The sequence below is a fragment of the Alkalispirochaeta americana genome (assembly GCF_900156105.1).
GTDB classification, from domain to species: Bacteria; Spirochaetota; Spirochaetia; order DSM-27196; family Alkalispirochaetaceae; genus Alkalispirochaeta; species Alkalispirochaeta americana.
Genome location: NZ_FTMS01000013.1, coordinates 105809 through 120708, shown reverse-complemented (window position 1 = coordinate 120708; position 14900 = coordinate 105809). Strand labels below are relative to the sequence as shown.

Here is a 14900-nt window from a genome sequence, read left to right as displayed (position 1 = left end):
TGTTTCGGATGGAGTTCGATACGGATCTTTCGATTCTGGTTCTGCGGAATTCTGATACCACGAACGTAATAGCCTTCCCAGTTTCCCAGAAGGTCGATATCTTGATGGATAGCTTGCATGGTGGTCCTCCGGTGTTTGGATCTTGGTCGACTCAAACAATACCCGGTGGGCCGCCATCTTGCCATTTCTTATTCCCCGCTAATCGACGATGAACCTTTTTTCAGAGCGATCGACTTTCAGAGCAAGCTGCTTTCAGAGGAATCAATGGTTGGGGGGAGATACGGCCAGTAATTCGGTGACAATGGTGCCGCTATTGCTGTTACCCCTAAAGAGCTAAAGAGAAGGCCTGACTTGTCCGTTTTAAGGAGAAGATGAAAAGTTCTTGGTTCGTTCTTGCGCTTTCTCTGGGCCTGGGTGCCTATCTGCTTCTTGAGTTAGTCTTCGGTCAGTCAGGGCTCATCGCGTATCGGGCGATGGAGGAAGCCCGTCGCCAGACGAACCTCGAAATGAAGGAACTCCAGGAGCAGACCTCCGCCCTGGAGCGCTACGTCCGGCTCCTTACAACCGACGCCGAGACGATCCGCCTGGAGGCTCGTGATATCGGGTATGTGGGAGACGACGAATTTGTGTTGCGGGTCGAGGGGCGTGATGCCCGACTCAGGCATCGATACCAGCCGGGGCTCAGGCCCTCGCCACTGCCGAGGATTCGCGATAACCGCCCTCTTTTTCGATCTGTGGGGTTTACCGTATTTCTCCTGATCGCCCTGGCGGATCTGGTGCGCCTGCCCGGGGGGATAAAAAAGAGCTCTCGCCGGGCAGGTGCCGGAAAAAGCTCCGCCGGGGAGCGCGAAAGGGATCGCTCCCCGGCTGGGGAGGATCAGGGCTCCTGGGATGTGAGAGAGCGACACTCCAGGTAATAGCGTTTGTCCCGGGCCTCTCCCAGAGAGAAGGCTTTCCGGGGCAAAGTTCCCCGGGCGGCCACAGTGGGAAAGAGCTGATCCCGGGGAAACTCGGGAAGGAGCAGGGCTATCCCTCCCGTACGGTCTGCAGCCTCGCAGGCTTCGGCGTTGCCGTGAACGTAATCGATCCCTCGGGCTCCCCTTTCGGCCAGGGCCTGGTCGGCAGCGGCCACGGCCAGAGGGCCTCCGGGCGGAACCTCCAGGAGAGAGCCTCCCGTTTGATCGATAATCCCCAGGGATTTTTCAGGTACTCCCTCCTGGAGGAAGGCCTCCAGGAAGGCTTCGCGCGTAAAATGGCGCGCCGTGCCCCCAGTGATTTTTTCGAGAACAGTGATCATCTCTGTCTTGCTGACCTGACCTATCCGGTGAATCGGGTGAAAGGGGAGGCCGGGATCGTAGACATTAACCAGTTCTACCAGACAATACCGGAAGGGATCCTCCGGGCTGGCACCGGCAGCCTTGCGCCTGGTCCAGACCTCTTTTGCAGCAGCCAGACTGTGATTTCCATCGCCCGTGGCGAAGAGAAGATTCCCCTGCCGGAGCGATTCCAAAGCTGTAGCAACTGTCTCTGCCAGGGGGTGTTCCAGAGGAATCCGGTAGCCTGAGATGGACCCACCGCCCATCATCAGGGGAGTTTCGTAGAGCTTCTCCAGGGATGGTTTTGCCTCTTTCAGGGGGGCAAGGAGAGAATCCCGGGGATCGTTGTAGAGCACCAGCACGTGGGGAGTTTCCAGTGAGGCTCCCTGACGGATTTCTGCCCGGGGAGGCAGTCGGTCGGGGATCGTCTCCTCGCTGGCGCGTATGAGGGGCGCCGTCTCGGGGTGGTAGTCGTAGGCGTCCAGGTCAACTGCCAGAACCAGACCGTGGCGCACCGTTCCCGAGGGGAGTCTTCGTTCTGCCAGGATAGCTGACCGGGAAACTTCACGGAGGCTCCTGCCTTCCTCCAGGTCAGTCATGGCCTGGTGTATCCCTTCGGCGGCGCGGGCCGTCTCCTCCTGGTCCAGGTAGATCTCGGGGTGAATGATGCGAAGCGTCGAGGGGGCTTCCCCCACGTAGTCTTCCACGGATTTCCAGTAGGCAGGATCTGATGTGAACTGATCGCAGGCGATAACCGCCCACCGCTGCAGATCAACATGGCCTGCAGGGATCAGGACCGAGGGAAACCGCAACCCCAGGGAACTCAATCGCTCGTGTATCGTCATGGCTCCCTATGGTAGCGGCTTCAGCGGCGGGAGGCAACGGTTTCGGGGTATCCTTCTGCGCAGCTTCGAAGGATTCCTCCTCTCAGGTCCTGTCCTGCCAGTTCTGCCGGTGGGGCCAGATAGCTTGCGGGTTTCTGGGTTGCCCTCTCCAGGAGATGTCCGGCTGAGTCTCGCAGGTCCAGCTCTTTCAAGGGAGTTATCGAGCCGTTGGGGAGGAGCAAATCGGTTCTGGTATCGCGATACACCGTGTTTTTCACTGTCAGCGGGACCGGTTCTCCCCGGGGTGCTTCCCCCAGGATCGCCATGAGGCGATACCCGGCACCACCGGACTCCCGGGCCGGTTCATGGACCGTCCTGTCTTCCAGGAGGAATCCTCCCGAATAGGGGCGGTGGGGTAGCCGGAAGAGTTCCTCTCTCCACCGTGGGGCATCGGGGGTTTGATCCAGGGCGGTTCGATAGGCCCGGGTTGCGATAGCTGCATAGAGGGCGCTCTTCATGCGTCCTTCGATTTTGATTGCCGAGACGCCGGCCGTGCGAATTTCCTGGAGCGCATCCAGAAGCATCAGATCCCGGGCAGAGAAAATGGCCAGATAGTCTTGATCTTGCTGCACCGGGTAGTATTCTCCGGGGCGCTGTTCCTCCACCACGGCGTAGTGCCAGCGGCAGGAGTGGGCGCAGTCCCCCTGATTTGCCGATCGGCCTGTCATCTCCTGGGACAGAAAGCACCGCCCCGAGTAGGCCATGCACATCGCCCCGTGGACAAAAACCTCCAGTTCCAGGTCCGGTACTGCGTCCTTGATCTCCCTGATTTCCGGCAGGGTGAGCTCCCGGGCCGGAACGATCCGGGAGAATCCCATTTGATGATAGAGCCGGGCTGCTCCGGAGTTGGTGCAGTTTGCCTGGGTTGAAAGATGGAGCTCGATCTCCGGAAGGATCGACCGGATCGGTTCCAGGAGACCCGCATCGGCCACAATCAGGGCATCCAGGGGTGCGGCCCTCAGTTCCTGGAGGGATTCCTTGAGGCGTCCCATATCTTTCTGGAGGACAAAACGGTTCAAGGCACCGTAGAGCCGGCGCTGAGGGAAATCTTTCTTGAGATCCCGCAGGGCCTGGTGGTCCAGATCCGGTTCGGCCCCGGCCCGGAGGGAAAAACCGGGAATCCCCAGATAGACCGCGTCGGCACCGTAGAGGAGTGCCAGGCGGGCTTTTTCTTTTGTGCCTCCGGGAGAAAGTAGTTCCATGGTCTCACCAGTGGGAGGGCGAACCCGGACGGTAACGTTCCCGGAAAAAGGGCTCCCTGCGGTCCCAGAACTCCAGGAAATACTGCTGGATACCGTCGAAAAAGAACCGTTCCAGGCGGGTGCCGGGGCGGGTAATATAACGGAAGTGCCAGGGTTCGTAGATATAACCCGTGACCTCCTCATACTCCTGGGGGTAGGAGAGCGAGAAACCGTAACGCCAGCCTTTTTCAGCCAGCCACCGACCGGCCGGGTGTTGCGCAAAGGGTCCGGTGACACTTCCGAAATCGATGGCTGTTCCAAGCTGGTGCTGGCTGGACCCGGGACGGGCGCTGGAGCGCTCGGCCCGTTCCCTTCCAAGCTGGTCCACCCAGTACTGGAAAAGCCACTCCTGGTAGGCGTAGCTCCGGTAGGTGCTGGAGAGGTCCAGGGTTATCCCTTCCCGGGCAGCATCCTCTACCATGGCCAGCAGGTCGGGCATGATCACTTTCCGGAGGGAGAGCCCCTCCCGGTTCAGGGTAAGCCGATCCTGATACTCTGTGAGATCCACCAGGTCTTCGGGGACGTAGTCCTCCGGGAGGGGTGTGCTCTTGTCTACCAGGACGAAAAGATCCCGGGGCATTTCCAGGGCCTGGGCCATCAGGCCGAGAAACTTCTGGGGAGCTTCCAGGATCGCCCGGGCGATGTCTGGTGATTCTCCGGCCAGGGTTTCCCGCAGAGCGCCCAGGGTGAGAGCAAAGTCTCCGTGGGGGAGAAAGGAATCGGGGAGCTCCTCCCAGCGGGTTATCTCCGGCGATGATTCCCCGGGGGGGGCTTCCGGTCCGGAAGAGGTGTCCCCGGGGCCTGTTTTCCCGGAATCCCCGAAATCGGGAACGCACCCGGCCAGCACCAGCGATGCCGGGACCAGCACCCCCAGAAAGAGCGCCGCCACGATAGGGGCTCCCGGGGGCCGTCCGAACCGGGCCATGAAGGTTCTGTCGTTCCAGGATCTACTGGGCCGTGGTTTTTCCCAAAGCGATCTCCAGGACCTCTTCCAGGCTTTCCACCGGGTGAAAGGTGATTCCCCGCGTAACGTGTTCCGGTATTTCATTCAAGTCCCTCTCATTCTGACGGGGGATGATAACCTGTTTAATCCCGTTACGGCGAGCCGCTATGGTCTTTTCTTTCAGTCCGCCGATGGGAAGAACGAACCCCGCAAGGGAGAGTTCTCCCGTCATGGCAAGTCGGGGCCGAACCTTTTCGTCCAGGGCAAGGGACAAAAGGGTTGTTGCCATGGTGATGCCTGCCGAAGGCCCGTCCTTGGGGGTCGCTCCGGCGGGAATGTGGATGTGTATTTCGTTTTCGTCAAAGAAACTCGGGTGAACACCATACCGGACTGCGATATGTCGGGCCCGGCTGTAGGCGATGGAAGCCGACTCCTGCATGACATCTCCCATCTGTCCCGTGAGCTTGAACCCGCTTTTCCCCCGGTTGCGAATCGCCTCAATCATCAGGGTATCGCCACCGTAGGGAGTCCAGGCCAGGCCCAGGGCCATGCCGGGATGGGAGATCTTGCGCTGGGCTTCCTCAGGAAAGACCGGTTTCCCCAGGTAGGTTTCAAGATCCTCGGGGCCGATCTCGTAGCTCTCGGGGGCATCCTCGCTGGTGAGTTGCTTTCTGGCAAGTTTTCGGTGAATCTTGTCCAGCATCTGCTCGTAGCGCCGCATTCCCGACTCCCGGGCGTAATCATTGGCGATGGCCCGCAGGGCCGCTTTATTGTATTTCACCAGCTTTTTCTCAAGGCCGGCCCGTTCGGCTGAACGGGGAACCAGATACTTCCGGGCGATCATGGTCTTCTCCTCATCGATGTAGCCCGAGAGGCGGATCACCTCCATGCGATCCAGAAGCGGTGACGGAATGCTGTCCAGGGTATTTGCTGTGGTGATGAAGAGGATATTCGAGACATCGAAGGGCAAATCCAGGTAGTGGTCGCGAAAACTGTTGTTTTGTTCCGGATCCAGCACCTCCAGGAGCGCCGACGAAGGGTCGCCCTGGTAGCTGACTCCCAGTTTGTCGATCTCGTCGATCATGAAGACGGGATCTTTCTCACCCACGATCTTGAGGCCCTGGAGAACCTTGCCGGGCATGGCCCCTATATACGTCCTGCGGTGGCCCTTTATCTCGGCCTCGTCCCGCATCCCCCCCACGGAAAAACGGAAGAATTTCTTTCCCAGGGCCCGTGCTACGGATTTTCCGATCGAGGTCTTGCCCACTCCCGGAGGCCCCACCAGGCAGATAATGGACCCCTTGTTGTCCCCCCTGAGGGTCCGAACCGCCAGAAACTCGAGGATTCGCTCCTTCACGTCCTCCAGGCCGTAATGATCGGCGTCGAGTATCCGTTCTGCCTTGGTCAGGTCAACCTTTCGGGCAGAAGGGACCTCCCAGGGGAGTTGAATAATCGTTTCCAGGTAGTTTCGGGTCAGGGTAAACTCGGCGGAACTGGGTTCCATGAGCTGGAACTTTTCCAGCTCCTGTTCCACCTGCTTTCGAGCCTCTTCATCGAGGGGAAGGTTTTCCAGGGCCTCCTGGAAGCGGGCGTACTCCGAGCTTTTGGAGTCGGTGGGCATTCCCAGCTCCTGCTTGATCGCCTTCAGCTCCTCCTTGAGGAAGTATTCCCGCTGGCTCTTTTCGATCTTCTCATTGATCTGTTTCTGAATGCGCTTCTGAATGCGTAGCAGCTCCTGCTCTTTCTTGATAAAGAGCAGAACTTTTTCCAGCCGCTCCCGAACGTTCACTGTGGCCAGGACGTCCTGTTGTTCGTCCCGGTCGATGTTCAGAATGCTTGTGACAAAGTCGGCGATCTTCCCCGGATGGTCTATGTTCACCATGTTCAGGCGCATCTCTTCCGAAAAAAGAGGGTTGTTTTCGCTGACCTGTTTTGTCTCGCTGATGATTGCCCTGGTCAGAGCCCGAACCTCGTCGGTGCTGGTCTCCTCTTCTTCGAGATAGTCCACGGCGGCTACCAGAGGGCGTCCTTCGGAACTCAGGCTCTTCCTGATCCGGAATCGTTTTACGGTGGAGACGAAAATGTTCATTCCGCCGTCGGGGAGGTTGATGCGCTTTAGAATTTTTGCGGCCGTTCCCACGGTGTGGAGGTCTTCCACGCGGGGATTCTCCTCGTTTTCATCCAGGGTCAGGACGAGACCGATGTGCTGATCGCCTTCCAGGGCCTGACGAATAACATCCAGGTCCTCGGGAGAGGTGATCATGAGCGGAGTAAACAGGCCCGGGAAGATCGGCTTTCCGTTCAGGGCGATCATGAGTAGCTTGTTGGGCAGCACCTGGTCTGCGGGAAGTATCTGGTTCTGTTCTGACATAGCCTCTTTCCTAGTTTCTCTCTTGTGATTATCTCTGGCGACAGGTATAAGCTATGTAGGATGAATCGTAGCAGTCAACAGGAAGCGATCATATTGCGCATCGCTCCCGCCGGAGAAAGCCACGGTGCGGTGGATTTTCTCTCCCCCCGGGAGGGTGTATCCCGGGCCATGGCCTACGGTCTCCGTTCCCGTCGAAGCTCGCTTCGGGGCAAGGTGGTCCCTTTTGCCCGGGGCACCATCTATCTCTACCGCGATCCTCGTCGTGATACTGCAAAAATAACAGACTTTGATGGGTCCCACTACCCCTCTATTCAGGAGAATCTTACCGCCTATTCTCATGGCAGTCTCTGGGCTGAGGTGGTCTGGAGAACCTTCGCTTCCGGCGGTGGAGATCAGGAGGCTTTTGATCTTTTATCCCGGGGATATCTGTTGCTCGAGGAACAGGCCCCTCGGGGCAGGGCGTCGATGCAGCTCCTTTCGATGCTTCTCCTGTGGCGGTATCTGGCTCTTTTGGGGGTGCGGCCTCCCCTGGAGATCTGCGCAGCCTCAGAAAAGGCGATTCAGCCCGAGGAGGACCGGTTCTACGACCGCCGGGAGGGGACGATCTTTTCCCGGGAATGGGCGGCCGCAGGGGGGCTCCCGGTGCCATCGGGGACGGCCCGGCTTCTTATGGCCTCGGAACAGGTTTCTCTGGAACGGGCCTCCCGGTTTCCCGTGACGGCGGCTACCCTGGAGGCAACCCGGCGCTTTGTTACAGCGGCGGTGCAGGATGCTGTTCAATATCCGCTGAAGACGCTTCAGGCAGCGGCCGTTCTCTTGTGATCACTCTGGCTGAACCGGGTCTGGCCAAACCGGTCTGGCTGAGCCGGTCTGGCGGGGTGTCAAATTATCCGATTCGTGGTACGGTACGGTTCATGTTGAGTTACCTGTTGCACACGGCCTGCCGGGTTGTTCCCGAGGGATCATCTCCCGCATGAAATGGCGTCCTGCATGAAATGGCAAAAAACACCCGTCGATGCGGCGGCGGTCAAGCATCTCTCCCAACGGTACGGACTGGATCTGCTTTCAGCGGCTGTTCTGGTGAGACGGAACATCACAACCCCCGATGATCTTCCCTATTGGCTCGAGGAGGATCTCCGGTATCTCCACGATCCTTTTCATTTTCCCGATATGCCTGAGGCGGTGGAGCGGATCTTTCAGGCTCGCGATGAAGGCGAGCGGGTTCTTGTGTTTGGAGATCGCGACGTGGATGGCATCACCAGCACTGCCGTGATGGTGGAGACGCTCCGGAGCCTGGGGATCGATACCCGTTGGCAGGTTCCCGAGGGAGACGATATCTACGGGCTCACCAGCGAAGTGGTCAAGTCTTTCTCCGAGGAGCACGGAACGCTCATCATAACCGTAGACTGCGGGATAACCAGCGTAGACGAGATTGCCCTGGCGGGAACCTTCGGAATAGACACCATCATAGTTGATCATCATAATGCAGCGGCCCGGGTGCCGTCGGCGGTGGCGGTAATCAACCCCAAGGTGGGCGAGGGGTATCCCTTCCAGGGGCTCTGTGCCTGTGCCGTCGTGGCAAAACTGCGCCAGGCCCTCGCTCTGGGGCAAACCGAACTCTATGGGCAGCCTGTGACGCTGCTCCACGCCCGCCCTCTGGACGGCGATGGAGGCATCGAAGTAGAGGCTGTGGCCCTGGAGCACGGTTTTGAGGCTGATCGGGCCAGAGAGGTCTTTCCCCCGGGTGGAACACGGTTGCAGATGGGCGCTCTGGAGCGTTTTCTGGTGGGGCGAAGTCTGATCTGTTTTGATGCTCCCCGGCAAGAGCAGCTTTTGAAACACGCTTTGGGAGGCGGGGTTGATATCTATCTTCTGGATCTGGCTGTGCAGACCCGGGAACTCTTCCCTGCCCTGACGGGAAAGACGCTCCTGGAAATGGGCGAGGGCTCCCGTCTGGCGCGTTACACCCGGGAAACGGCCCGGGAAATGGACGTTCTGCTCGCTCTCTACCGGGCGGTCGCGGCGGCACGGTTCCCGGCAATTCGGGAGTCTCTGGAATCGGTGCTGGATCTGGTGGCTGTGGCTACGCTGGCCGACATGATGCCCATAGTGAATGAAAACCGTCCGTTGGTTCGGGCCGGGCTGGAGCGGCTCAACAAACATCCTCATGCAGGAATTGCCGCGCTCTTGCGGGAACTTTCCCTCGCGCACCGAAAAATAGTCAGTCGGGATATCAGTTGGGCCATTGCACCGGTGATTAACGCCAGTGGGCGCATGGGAACACCCTCGATGGCGGTGAAGATGTTTCTTACTGCTGACGAGACGGAACGGGTTCGTCTTGCCGGGGAGATCCACAAGCTCAACCAGAAGCGGCGGAAAGTAGGCCAGGAAGCCTGGAAAACTGTTCTGCCCAGGGCGAAGGAGCTTCTTCAGGGTGAAGAGCCAAAGATTATCGTCCTGCACGAACCGACAGTTCACCGGGGAGTGACAGGAATCATCGCCGGCCGGTTGAGCCGCCGCTATAATCTGCCCGCAGCGGTGTTAACCTCCGTGGGAGGTCATGTGGTGGGAAGTGTCCGCAGCGCCCGGGGGTTTGTTGCAACGGCGTTTCTGGATCAATTTTCGGATATTCTCGAGAAGTGGGGCGGACATAACCAGGCTGCAGGGTTTCACTTTTTTCAGGATCGGCTGCCCCGGTTCTGGGATCGGCTCTCCCAGGTAATGGCATCGGTTGACCTGGATGATCACCAGGAGGAGGAGGTTCTGATTGATGCAGAACTTCCCCCTCGCTACCTTAATCCTGGTCTGGAGGAACTGGTGGGGCGCTTTGAACCCTACGGTCAGGGAAACCCGGAGCTGCGCTTTCTGGCGCGCAAAATGGTGCTGGAGGACGTGCAGATCATCGGCAAGGATCAGGATCACCTGCGGCTGTTGCTCGCAGGGGGCGGATTCAAATGGCCTTCCGTGTACTGGAGCGCAGCAGAACGGGTGCCAAAGGAATTTTCCCGGGGGGACCGGGTTGACGTGGTTTTTGAATTTTCCCGGAATTACTACAACGGAAACGAGACGATTCAGTTAGTGATCATCGATATGATCCGTTCTGCCGAGCAGCTTCTGGATGGTCTTGACGAGGGTTGACGAGGATGCCGGTTGACATATTCCGGTGCTACCGGGCATTATGAAACGAGTCTGTACCAGGAAGGGGGTGATTGTATCGCCGTTGTAAAGATCGAGGATGGCGAGAACCTGGAAAAAGCCATCAAACGATTCAAGCGAATGGTAGAAAAAGAAGGTATCATTCGTGAGTGGAAGAAGCGGGAATATTTTGAGAAACCCTCCACGATCAAGAATCGCAAAAAGAAGTCAATGGAGCGGAAGATCCAGAAGAAAATCCGCAAAGCCCAGGCATCGCGCAGCTACTGAGCGGGGCGCTGTGGTTTATTATAAAGCGCCCCTCGGTGGGCGTTTTTTTTTGTTTCTCCCGATGGTCTGCGCGGGTTTTCTCGCGGTGCTGGCTGTCTCGGGGTGTAGTTCTGCCGATCCCGAAATCATGCAGATGGAAATCTCGATTGTTGCTTCCTGCCCGGATGTCCGTGGTTCCGTTGAGGAACGGCTGATGGTCTTTGCCGATATCCATGATCCTGATGGACCCGAAGACGTGGCCTGGATGGTTGTGGAGTTTCCCGACCAGGGCTTTGGGTGGGAGCTTTCCGGCCAGGACCTGGAGCACCACCATCGCGATGATCGTCATTGGTTTGGTTCTCCAGGCCTTGTTTTCCCCGGTACTGCAACTCTGCCGCGGGGGCCTCTGCGCGTGACTGTGGGTGATTACTCGGGTCGAACGGTCGAGATGGAGCAGATACTCCCTCGTCCGCCGGGGGTTTCGGGGTGTGGCACCTTTCCTCGCCTGAAAACTGATTCCGCCAGTGAGGCAGGTTTTTCTCTTGTTCCAGCTTCCGGGGGGGGGCGACATTTTGTCAGGACTGACCGGGGAGTCCTGGAATTTCAGGGGGATCTCTCAGGGCCGGCTCCTTTGGGAGCGGACTTTCGGGATTTTGTGGGGGATCAGGAGTTCTTTCTGCTGGCGCAGGCTGGCCCGGCACTGTGGCTCGAATCCGGCCCCTGGCACTCCGACCGGGGCCTGGACGATTAGAGACCCTCTTCTTCCTTGATTCTGCGTCTCTTTTTCCGACGGTGTTGATACCGCTGGAGGCGGAGGAGGAGATGGAGTATCTTTCTTCCCAGCCGGAACGACCGGAGAAATCGGTGCCCGCGGCTTGCCCCGTAGTGACGGGCATAATCCTCGGCAGCTGCGTTCAGGGGGAAGTCAAGCCCGTATTGCCCCTTCAGCTGGTCCCAGTGGCGAACAATCCAGAGATAGAGATCGGTGGGGGTGCGGTCGGGGAAGCGGCTCATCAGATTGTTTTCGGTGATGATCCGAACGATGGGGCGGTAGACGTTGGCATACCAGCTTTTTATGGCCTGCTCCAGGGGGATCTCCACCACCTGGCACTCGTTCAGAAAGTATTTGTGACCGTGAATGTGCTTTTCCAGTTCGTCGTACCGTCCCGTGGCACTTACGGTGAAGTCTGCTTCGGGCAGGAACTCCGTGATATGCAGGCGCTGGAGAAAGAGTTTTTTCTCGTGGTTGATGACAGCTTTTCGGAGGTTCTCGCGGGTCATTGTGCCGTGGAGGGGGATCTCCGTCTCCAGGGCCACCACCTCGGCGTCTATCTCCTTGACTCCCTGGGACCGAGCCACCGAAACTCGGTGGTTTCCGTCCCGGACAAAATAGACTCCCCCGACTTCGTACAGCGTAACGGGGGGGAGAATGATATCGGTGAGATGTGCGAGATCGACCCGTTGCCAGCGGCTGCGCAAATGCTCGTAACGGGGAAGAAACTGGCTGTTGAAATCCCGGTATCGGCCCTCGCTCCCTACGATTTGATCGAGGGGTACCGTTTTCATTCCCCGGTAGGTTTCTCCTCGGGGAATGAGCTTCTCCCGGACTTCCTGTAGAGAGAGAAGGCCCTCCTGGTTCGAAGAGAAAAGAGTGAAAATCTGACTGAAGAAAGCGTTTTTGCGGGCCCGGTTGAAATCTTCCCTGGCCTCTGCTTCAAGTATTTCGCGCATCGTCGCTAGGAGGCTCCCGTTTACCCTGAGTTTGTGCGCCGGTCTCTTCCGTTTTCCGGGACCGGTGGCCTGATAACCGGCTGTACCGGACAGCGTGATATATCTGGCTGCTTAATCCAGTTCATAGTCTAATACATAATGGTCGTAGACGTTAATAATTGTTGTGTCATGATACTGTGAAACCCGATTAGCGTTTATATCATAGAGATGAATATGGCCGTGCAGGAGGTAGCGGGGCCGGAACCGTCGCATGAACCAGAGCAGACCCGTAAATCCCTGATGGCAGAGGTCTTCCTCGTCGTGGATTCCCCGGGGCGGGGCATGGGTGAGGAGTATGTCCAGGTATCGGCCGTGGACCAGGCGGTTCCAGAGAAGGCGGGGGACAAGCCGCAGCAGGCGGCAATTCATCTCAAAATTGGTGAACTGGTGTTCGCCCCGGTTATAGCGGATGCTGCCTCCCAGTCCGGCAATGAGGATTCCCTCCAGGCGCATGACGCGGCCTTCCAGACAGGTGGAGCCGTAATAGTTTTGTGTTTGCGCAGTGAGGGCCGTCTGATCAAGAAGGGATGCTTTTGATCTCTGGAAGAGGGGAAGCGCTTTCAGATTGTGGTTGCCGAAGACAAATCCCACCGTGCGGTTGAGGCTCGATGAGAGGAACCCCAGATACTCCATGGGAAGATCTCCGGCACCAAGCACCATCGTCACGTCGGAAAAACGGGTTTTTACCGCGGCGCTGTACACCAGAGGGTCAATGTGGTCGGCTACGCAGAGAATTTTCACGACGATTTTTTAAGAAACTCCTGAAGATGATCCTTGTTGTACAGCTCCAGGGGCCGTGATTCTGCAAAGTCCAGAGCCATGCGGGAGTAGGTGCTGCTGGCGATCACCATGGCTCGGGTGAGTCCCTGGGAGCGCATCGTTTCGTGGATCTCCCGAATGGTGTTTTCGTCGATTATTTCTGCTACGCGAATAAACTGGATGAGGCGGGGGAGTTTCTTGTTTGACCGCCAGTTGGAGCCGCTCTCGACGACGATCATCTGCACGCCGTTGTCCTGATCCTCGACGCTTTGGATGGTGTAGCCCAAGGTGCTGGCTATTCGCTCGCACATGCCCCGAAACTCCGTCTGGGAAACGGTGAGGAAATCCTTGATATGGTCGTCTTGCCGGAGGTCCTGATACTGGCCGAGTTTTTCTGCCACATCCTGGAAGCTGGGTTTTCGTTTGTAGATCGTTTCCCAGTGTTCGATTGCCCACTCAATTTTTCGTTGCCTCTCGTAGCAGGAGGCGAGGAAATAGTGAGCCCAGAGGAGATCCCCCTCGGAGGGAGTTTTTCCGGTGTTGATCGCCCGCTCAAGCTCGCTGGTTGCCCGTTCCAGGTTGTTTTGCTCCATGTAGCAGGTTCCCCGCTCGATGAGCGCCTTGGTCCGGAACTCCGGGGCCTTGGTTGCCCACTCAAAAGACTGGAGGGCTCCCGTGAAATCTTTGTTTTCTTTCTGGATGCGTCCGATGTAATAATAGGCTGGATAGTGATCGGGTTGATACTTCAGGGCGTTCTGGAGGTATTCCAGGGCGTCGGGAAAGCGTTTTGCCCGGTAGAGAATCAGCCCCAAATGGAGATAGGACAGTCCGTGGCGGGGCTGGAGCTGGATTGCCTTGCGGAAATAGTTGATCGATTTTGTGGCCTTGCCCCGTTCCTCGAAAAGGACTCCCGTCTGGTAATAATTGTCGGCGTTCTCCGGGTCTTTCTGGATGAGCAGGAGATATTCCTTGAGAGCCTCTTCGGGCTGGTTGAAGCGCTGGAAGAGCTCTGCCGTCTGGCGGCGAAAGGGAACCTCCGGGACCAGTCCTCCGAACTGGCCTATCTGGTTGACCGTTCGGAACTCCATCAGGGCCAGCTCGGGTTTTGAATCCATCAGGTAGGCCCGGCCCAGAAGATAGTGAGCTTCGGGGTTGCGGGGGTCCCTGGCCAGGTGTTGTTTTGCGACTTTCACCGCAGCAGAGGGCTTGTTCTGCTTGAGAAGTTGCTCCACACGGGCTATCTTCTTTGGAGCGACCAGGTTCCGGACGATAAAGAAAGAGATGAATCCGATGAGCGCACCCAGGACAGTGATGATTATTACAACACCCATTGCGGGGTATTATGAATATCTGCGGCAGAATAGGCAAGCCTCCTGGGTTTTGTCGGGTTTCTTCCCGGCGGTCCTGTCTGTTCTGGTCGTTTTTTTCCTGCTTCTGGCTGCTCCGCCGGAGTTGGCTGCGAATCAACCGGGTGAAGGCGATCTCTGGGAACGTGCCGTAGAGAAGGTCCAGTTCCGGAACTATCACGAGGCAATTCCGTTGCTGGAGGTCTTGCTGGAGCGCGAGCCGGGAAACGGTCAGGCTTTCCGGCTTCTTGCCTCGGTTTGGGAGATGGCAGGGAACTCTGGTGAAGCCGAGGAGCTGTTGCGGCGCGGCCTGGATGATTCCCGGTTTGATCGGGAGCTGCGAGGCCGGATCGCCTTTGATTTGGCCCTTTTGCTGGGACGTCAGGACCATCAGGAAGCGGCTGTTGCCATGTATTCCGCTGCGATCGACCGGAACGCCACGCTGGTGATGGCCTATCTGAATCGGGCGAACGCTCAGGTAAAACTGGGCGATTATGATCTGGCTGTGCGCGACTACGAGCGCTATCTGGCCTTGCGCCCTTCAAACCCCCAGCGGAGAGAAATTCAGGAGATGATCGCGCTTCTTCGGGAGACGATCCAGGCCGAGGAGTTGCGAAAGGAAGAGGAAGAGCGTCTGGCCCGGGAAGAGGCCGAGGCGCGGCGGATTGCAGAAGAGGAACGTCGCGAGCGGGAGGAGCGGGAGCGCCAGCAAGCTGCGGCGCGTCGCCAGAAGATGATGGATTCCGTTCTTGAATCGCTGGGGTCATCCCGTGAGGATGCCCGGACTTTTGAGGTGGATCGCGAGGATATCCGTGATTTCGACGACGAGCTGGATATTCTGGATTAATGCTGTTTGATTGATCCTGTC

13 protein-coding genes are annotated in these 14900 nt (G+C 58.0%); 6 read left to right on the top strand and 7 right to left on the bottom strand.

All coding sequences use genetic code 11. From position 1 onward, the window contains the following. The first annotated feature begins 371 nt into the window (after positions 1-371). Positions 372-917, top strand: a complete 546-nt coding sequence (locus BW950_RS10760; RefSeq protein ID WP_076489304.1) for an FtsB family cell division protein — start codon at positions 372-374, stop codon at positions 915-917. Here the strand turns inward: BW950_RS10760 and BW950_RS10755 are convergent. Genes BW950_RS10755 through lon form a run of 4 tightly spaced genes read right to left on the bottom strand, consistent with a single transcriptional unit; the run spans position 878 to position 6755 of the window. Continuing rightward, positions 878-2161, bottom strand: a complete 1284-nt coding sequence (locus BW950_RS10755; RefSeq protein WP_076489303.1) for a DUF1015 domain-containing protein — start codon at positions 2159-2161, stop codon at positions 878-880. The two genes, BW950_RS10760 and BW950_RS10755, sit on opposite strands and share 40 nt — an antisense overlap. 20 nt (positions 2162-2181) lie before the next feature. Then, positions 2182-3402 (bottom strand): peptidase U32 family protein, encoded by a 1221-nt coding sequence (locus BW950_RS10750; RefSeq protein ID WP_076489302.1) that lies wholly within the window; start codon positions 3400-3402, stop codon positions 2182-2184. Between the two features lie 4 nt (positions 3403-3406). After that, positions 3407-4366: a M15 family metallopeptidase gene (locus tag BW950_RS10745; RefSeq protein WP_076489301.1), complete on the bottom strand. Its 960-nt coding sequence runs from the start codon at positions 4364-4366 to the stop codon at positions 3407-3409. Between the two features lie 22 nt (positions 4367-4388). Continuing rightward, positions 4389-6755, bottom strand: coding sequence for an endopeptidase La (gene lon / locus BW950_RS10740; RefSeq protein WP_076489300.1), 2367 nt, complete (start codon positions 6753-6755; stop codon positions 4389-4391). 60 nt (positions 6756-6815) lie between these two features. Here lon and recO point away from each other — a divergent pair, with 60 nt between their 5' ends. The 4 genes from recO (at position 6816) to BW950_RS10720 (ending at position 10908) form a co-directional block, all read left to right on the top strand. After that, positions 6816-7577, top strand: coding sequence for a DNA repair protein RecO (gene recO / locus BW950_RS10735; protein WP_076489299.1), 762 nt, complete (start codon positions 6816-6818; stop codon positions 7575-7577). A 168-nt stretch (positions 7578-7745) separates the two neighbouring features. Then, a complete protein-coding gene (gene recJ, locus BW950_RS10730; RefSeq protein WP_076489298.1) occupies positions 7746-9893 on the top strand; it encodes a single-stranded-DNA-specific exonuclease RecJ in 2148 nt (715 codons plus the stop codon). Positions 9894-9968: 75 nt separating this feature from the next. Then, positions 9969-10178: a 30S ribosomal protein S21 gene (gene rpsU / locus BW950_RS10725; RefSeq protein WP_026245120.1), complete on the top strand. Its 210-nt coding sequence runs from the start codon at positions 9969-9971 to the stop codon at positions 10176-10178. A gap of 61 nt (positions 10179-10239) precedes the next feature. Further along, positions 10240-10908 (top strand): hypothetical protein, encoded by a 669-nt coding sequence (locus BW950_RS10720; protein ID WP_143559211.1) that lies wholly within the window; start codon positions 10240-10242, stop codon positions 10906-10908. On the opposite strand, the gene BW950_RS10715 is transcribed toward BW950_RS10720, so the two are convergent. From BW950_RS10715 to BW950_RS10705, 3 genes are all read right to left on the bottom strand, one after another. Further along, on the bottom strand, positions 10905-11888 hold the full coding sequence (locus BW950_RS10715; RefSeq protein WP_076489296.1) for a transcriptional regulator: 984 nt from the start codon (positions 11886-11888) through the stop codon (positions 10905-10907). The genes BW950_RS10720 and BW950_RS10715 overlap by 4 nt on opposite strands. Positions 11889-11999: 111 nt before the next feature. After that, on the bottom strand, positions 12000-12668 hold the full coding sequence (locus tag BW950_RS10710; protein ID WP_076489295.1) for a metallophosphoesterase family protein: 669 nt from the start codon (positions 12666-12668) through the stop codon (positions 12000-12002). Beyond that, positions 12665-14017 (bottom strand): tetratricopeptide repeat protein, encoded by a 1353-nt coding sequence (locus BW950_RS10705; protein ID WP_076489294.1) that lies wholly within the window; start codon positions 14015-14017, stop codon positions 12665-12667. Before BW950_RS10705 ends, BW950_RS10710 begins: the two co-directional genes overlap by 4 nt. Here BW950_RS10705 and BW950_RS14930 point away from each other — a divergent pair. Then, positions 13998-14879, top strand: coding sequence for a tetratricopeptide repeat protein (locus tag BW950_RS14930; RefSeq protein ID WP_159438786.1), 882 nt, complete (start codon positions 13998-14000; stop codon positions 14877-14879). The two genes, BW950_RS10705 and BW950_RS14930, sit on opposite strands and share 20 nt — an antisense overlap. The last annotated feature ends 21 nt before the right edge of the window (positions 14880-14900 follow it).

Bases quoted from the DNA above. Each gene is read 5' to 3' on its own strand.
- BW950_RS10760 (WP_076489304.1), top strand. From the start codon at position 372: ATGAAAAGTTCTTGGTTCGTTCTTGCGCTTTCTCTGGGCCTGGGTGCC.
- BW950_RS10755 (WP_076489303.1), bottom strand. From the start codon at position 2,161: ATGACGATACACGAGCGATTGAGTTCCCTGGGGTTGCGGTTTCCCTCG.
- BW950_RS10750 (WP_076489302.1), bottom strand. From the start codon at position 3,402: ATGGAACTACTTTCTCCCGGAGGCACAAAAGAAAAAGCCCGCCTGGCA.
- BW950_RS10745 (WP_076489301.1), bottom strand. From the start codon at position 4,366: ATGGCCCGGTTCGGACGGCCCCCGGGAGCCCCTATCGTGGCGGCGCTC.
- lon (WP_076489300.1), bottom strand. From the start codon at position 6,755: ATGTCAGAACAGAACCAGATACTTCCCGCAGACCAGGTGCTGCCCAAC.
- recO (WP_076489299.1), top strand. From the start codon at position 6,816: ATGAATCGTAGCAGTCAACAGGAAGCGATCATATTGCGCATCGCTCCC.
- recJ (WP_076489298.1), top strand. From the start codon at position 7,746: ATGAAATGGCAAAAAACACCCGTCGATGCGGCGGCGGTCAAGCATCTC.
- BW950_RS10720 (WP_143559211.1), top strand. From the start codon at position 10,240: ATGGTCTGCGCGGGTTTTCTCGCGGTGCTGGCTGTCTCGGGGTGTAGT.
- BW950_RS10715 (WP_076489296.1), bottom strand. From the start codon at position 11,888: ATGCGCGAAATACTTGAAGCAGAGGCCAGGGAAGATTTCAACCGGGCC.
- BW950_RS14930 (WP_159438786.1), top strand. From the start codon at position 13,998: ATGATTATTACAACACCCATTGCGGGGTATTATGAATATCTGCGGCAG.
- BW950_RS10705 (WP_076489294.1), bottom strand. From the start codon at position 14,017: ATGGGTGTTGTAATAATCATCACTGTCCTGGGTGCGCTCATCGGATTC.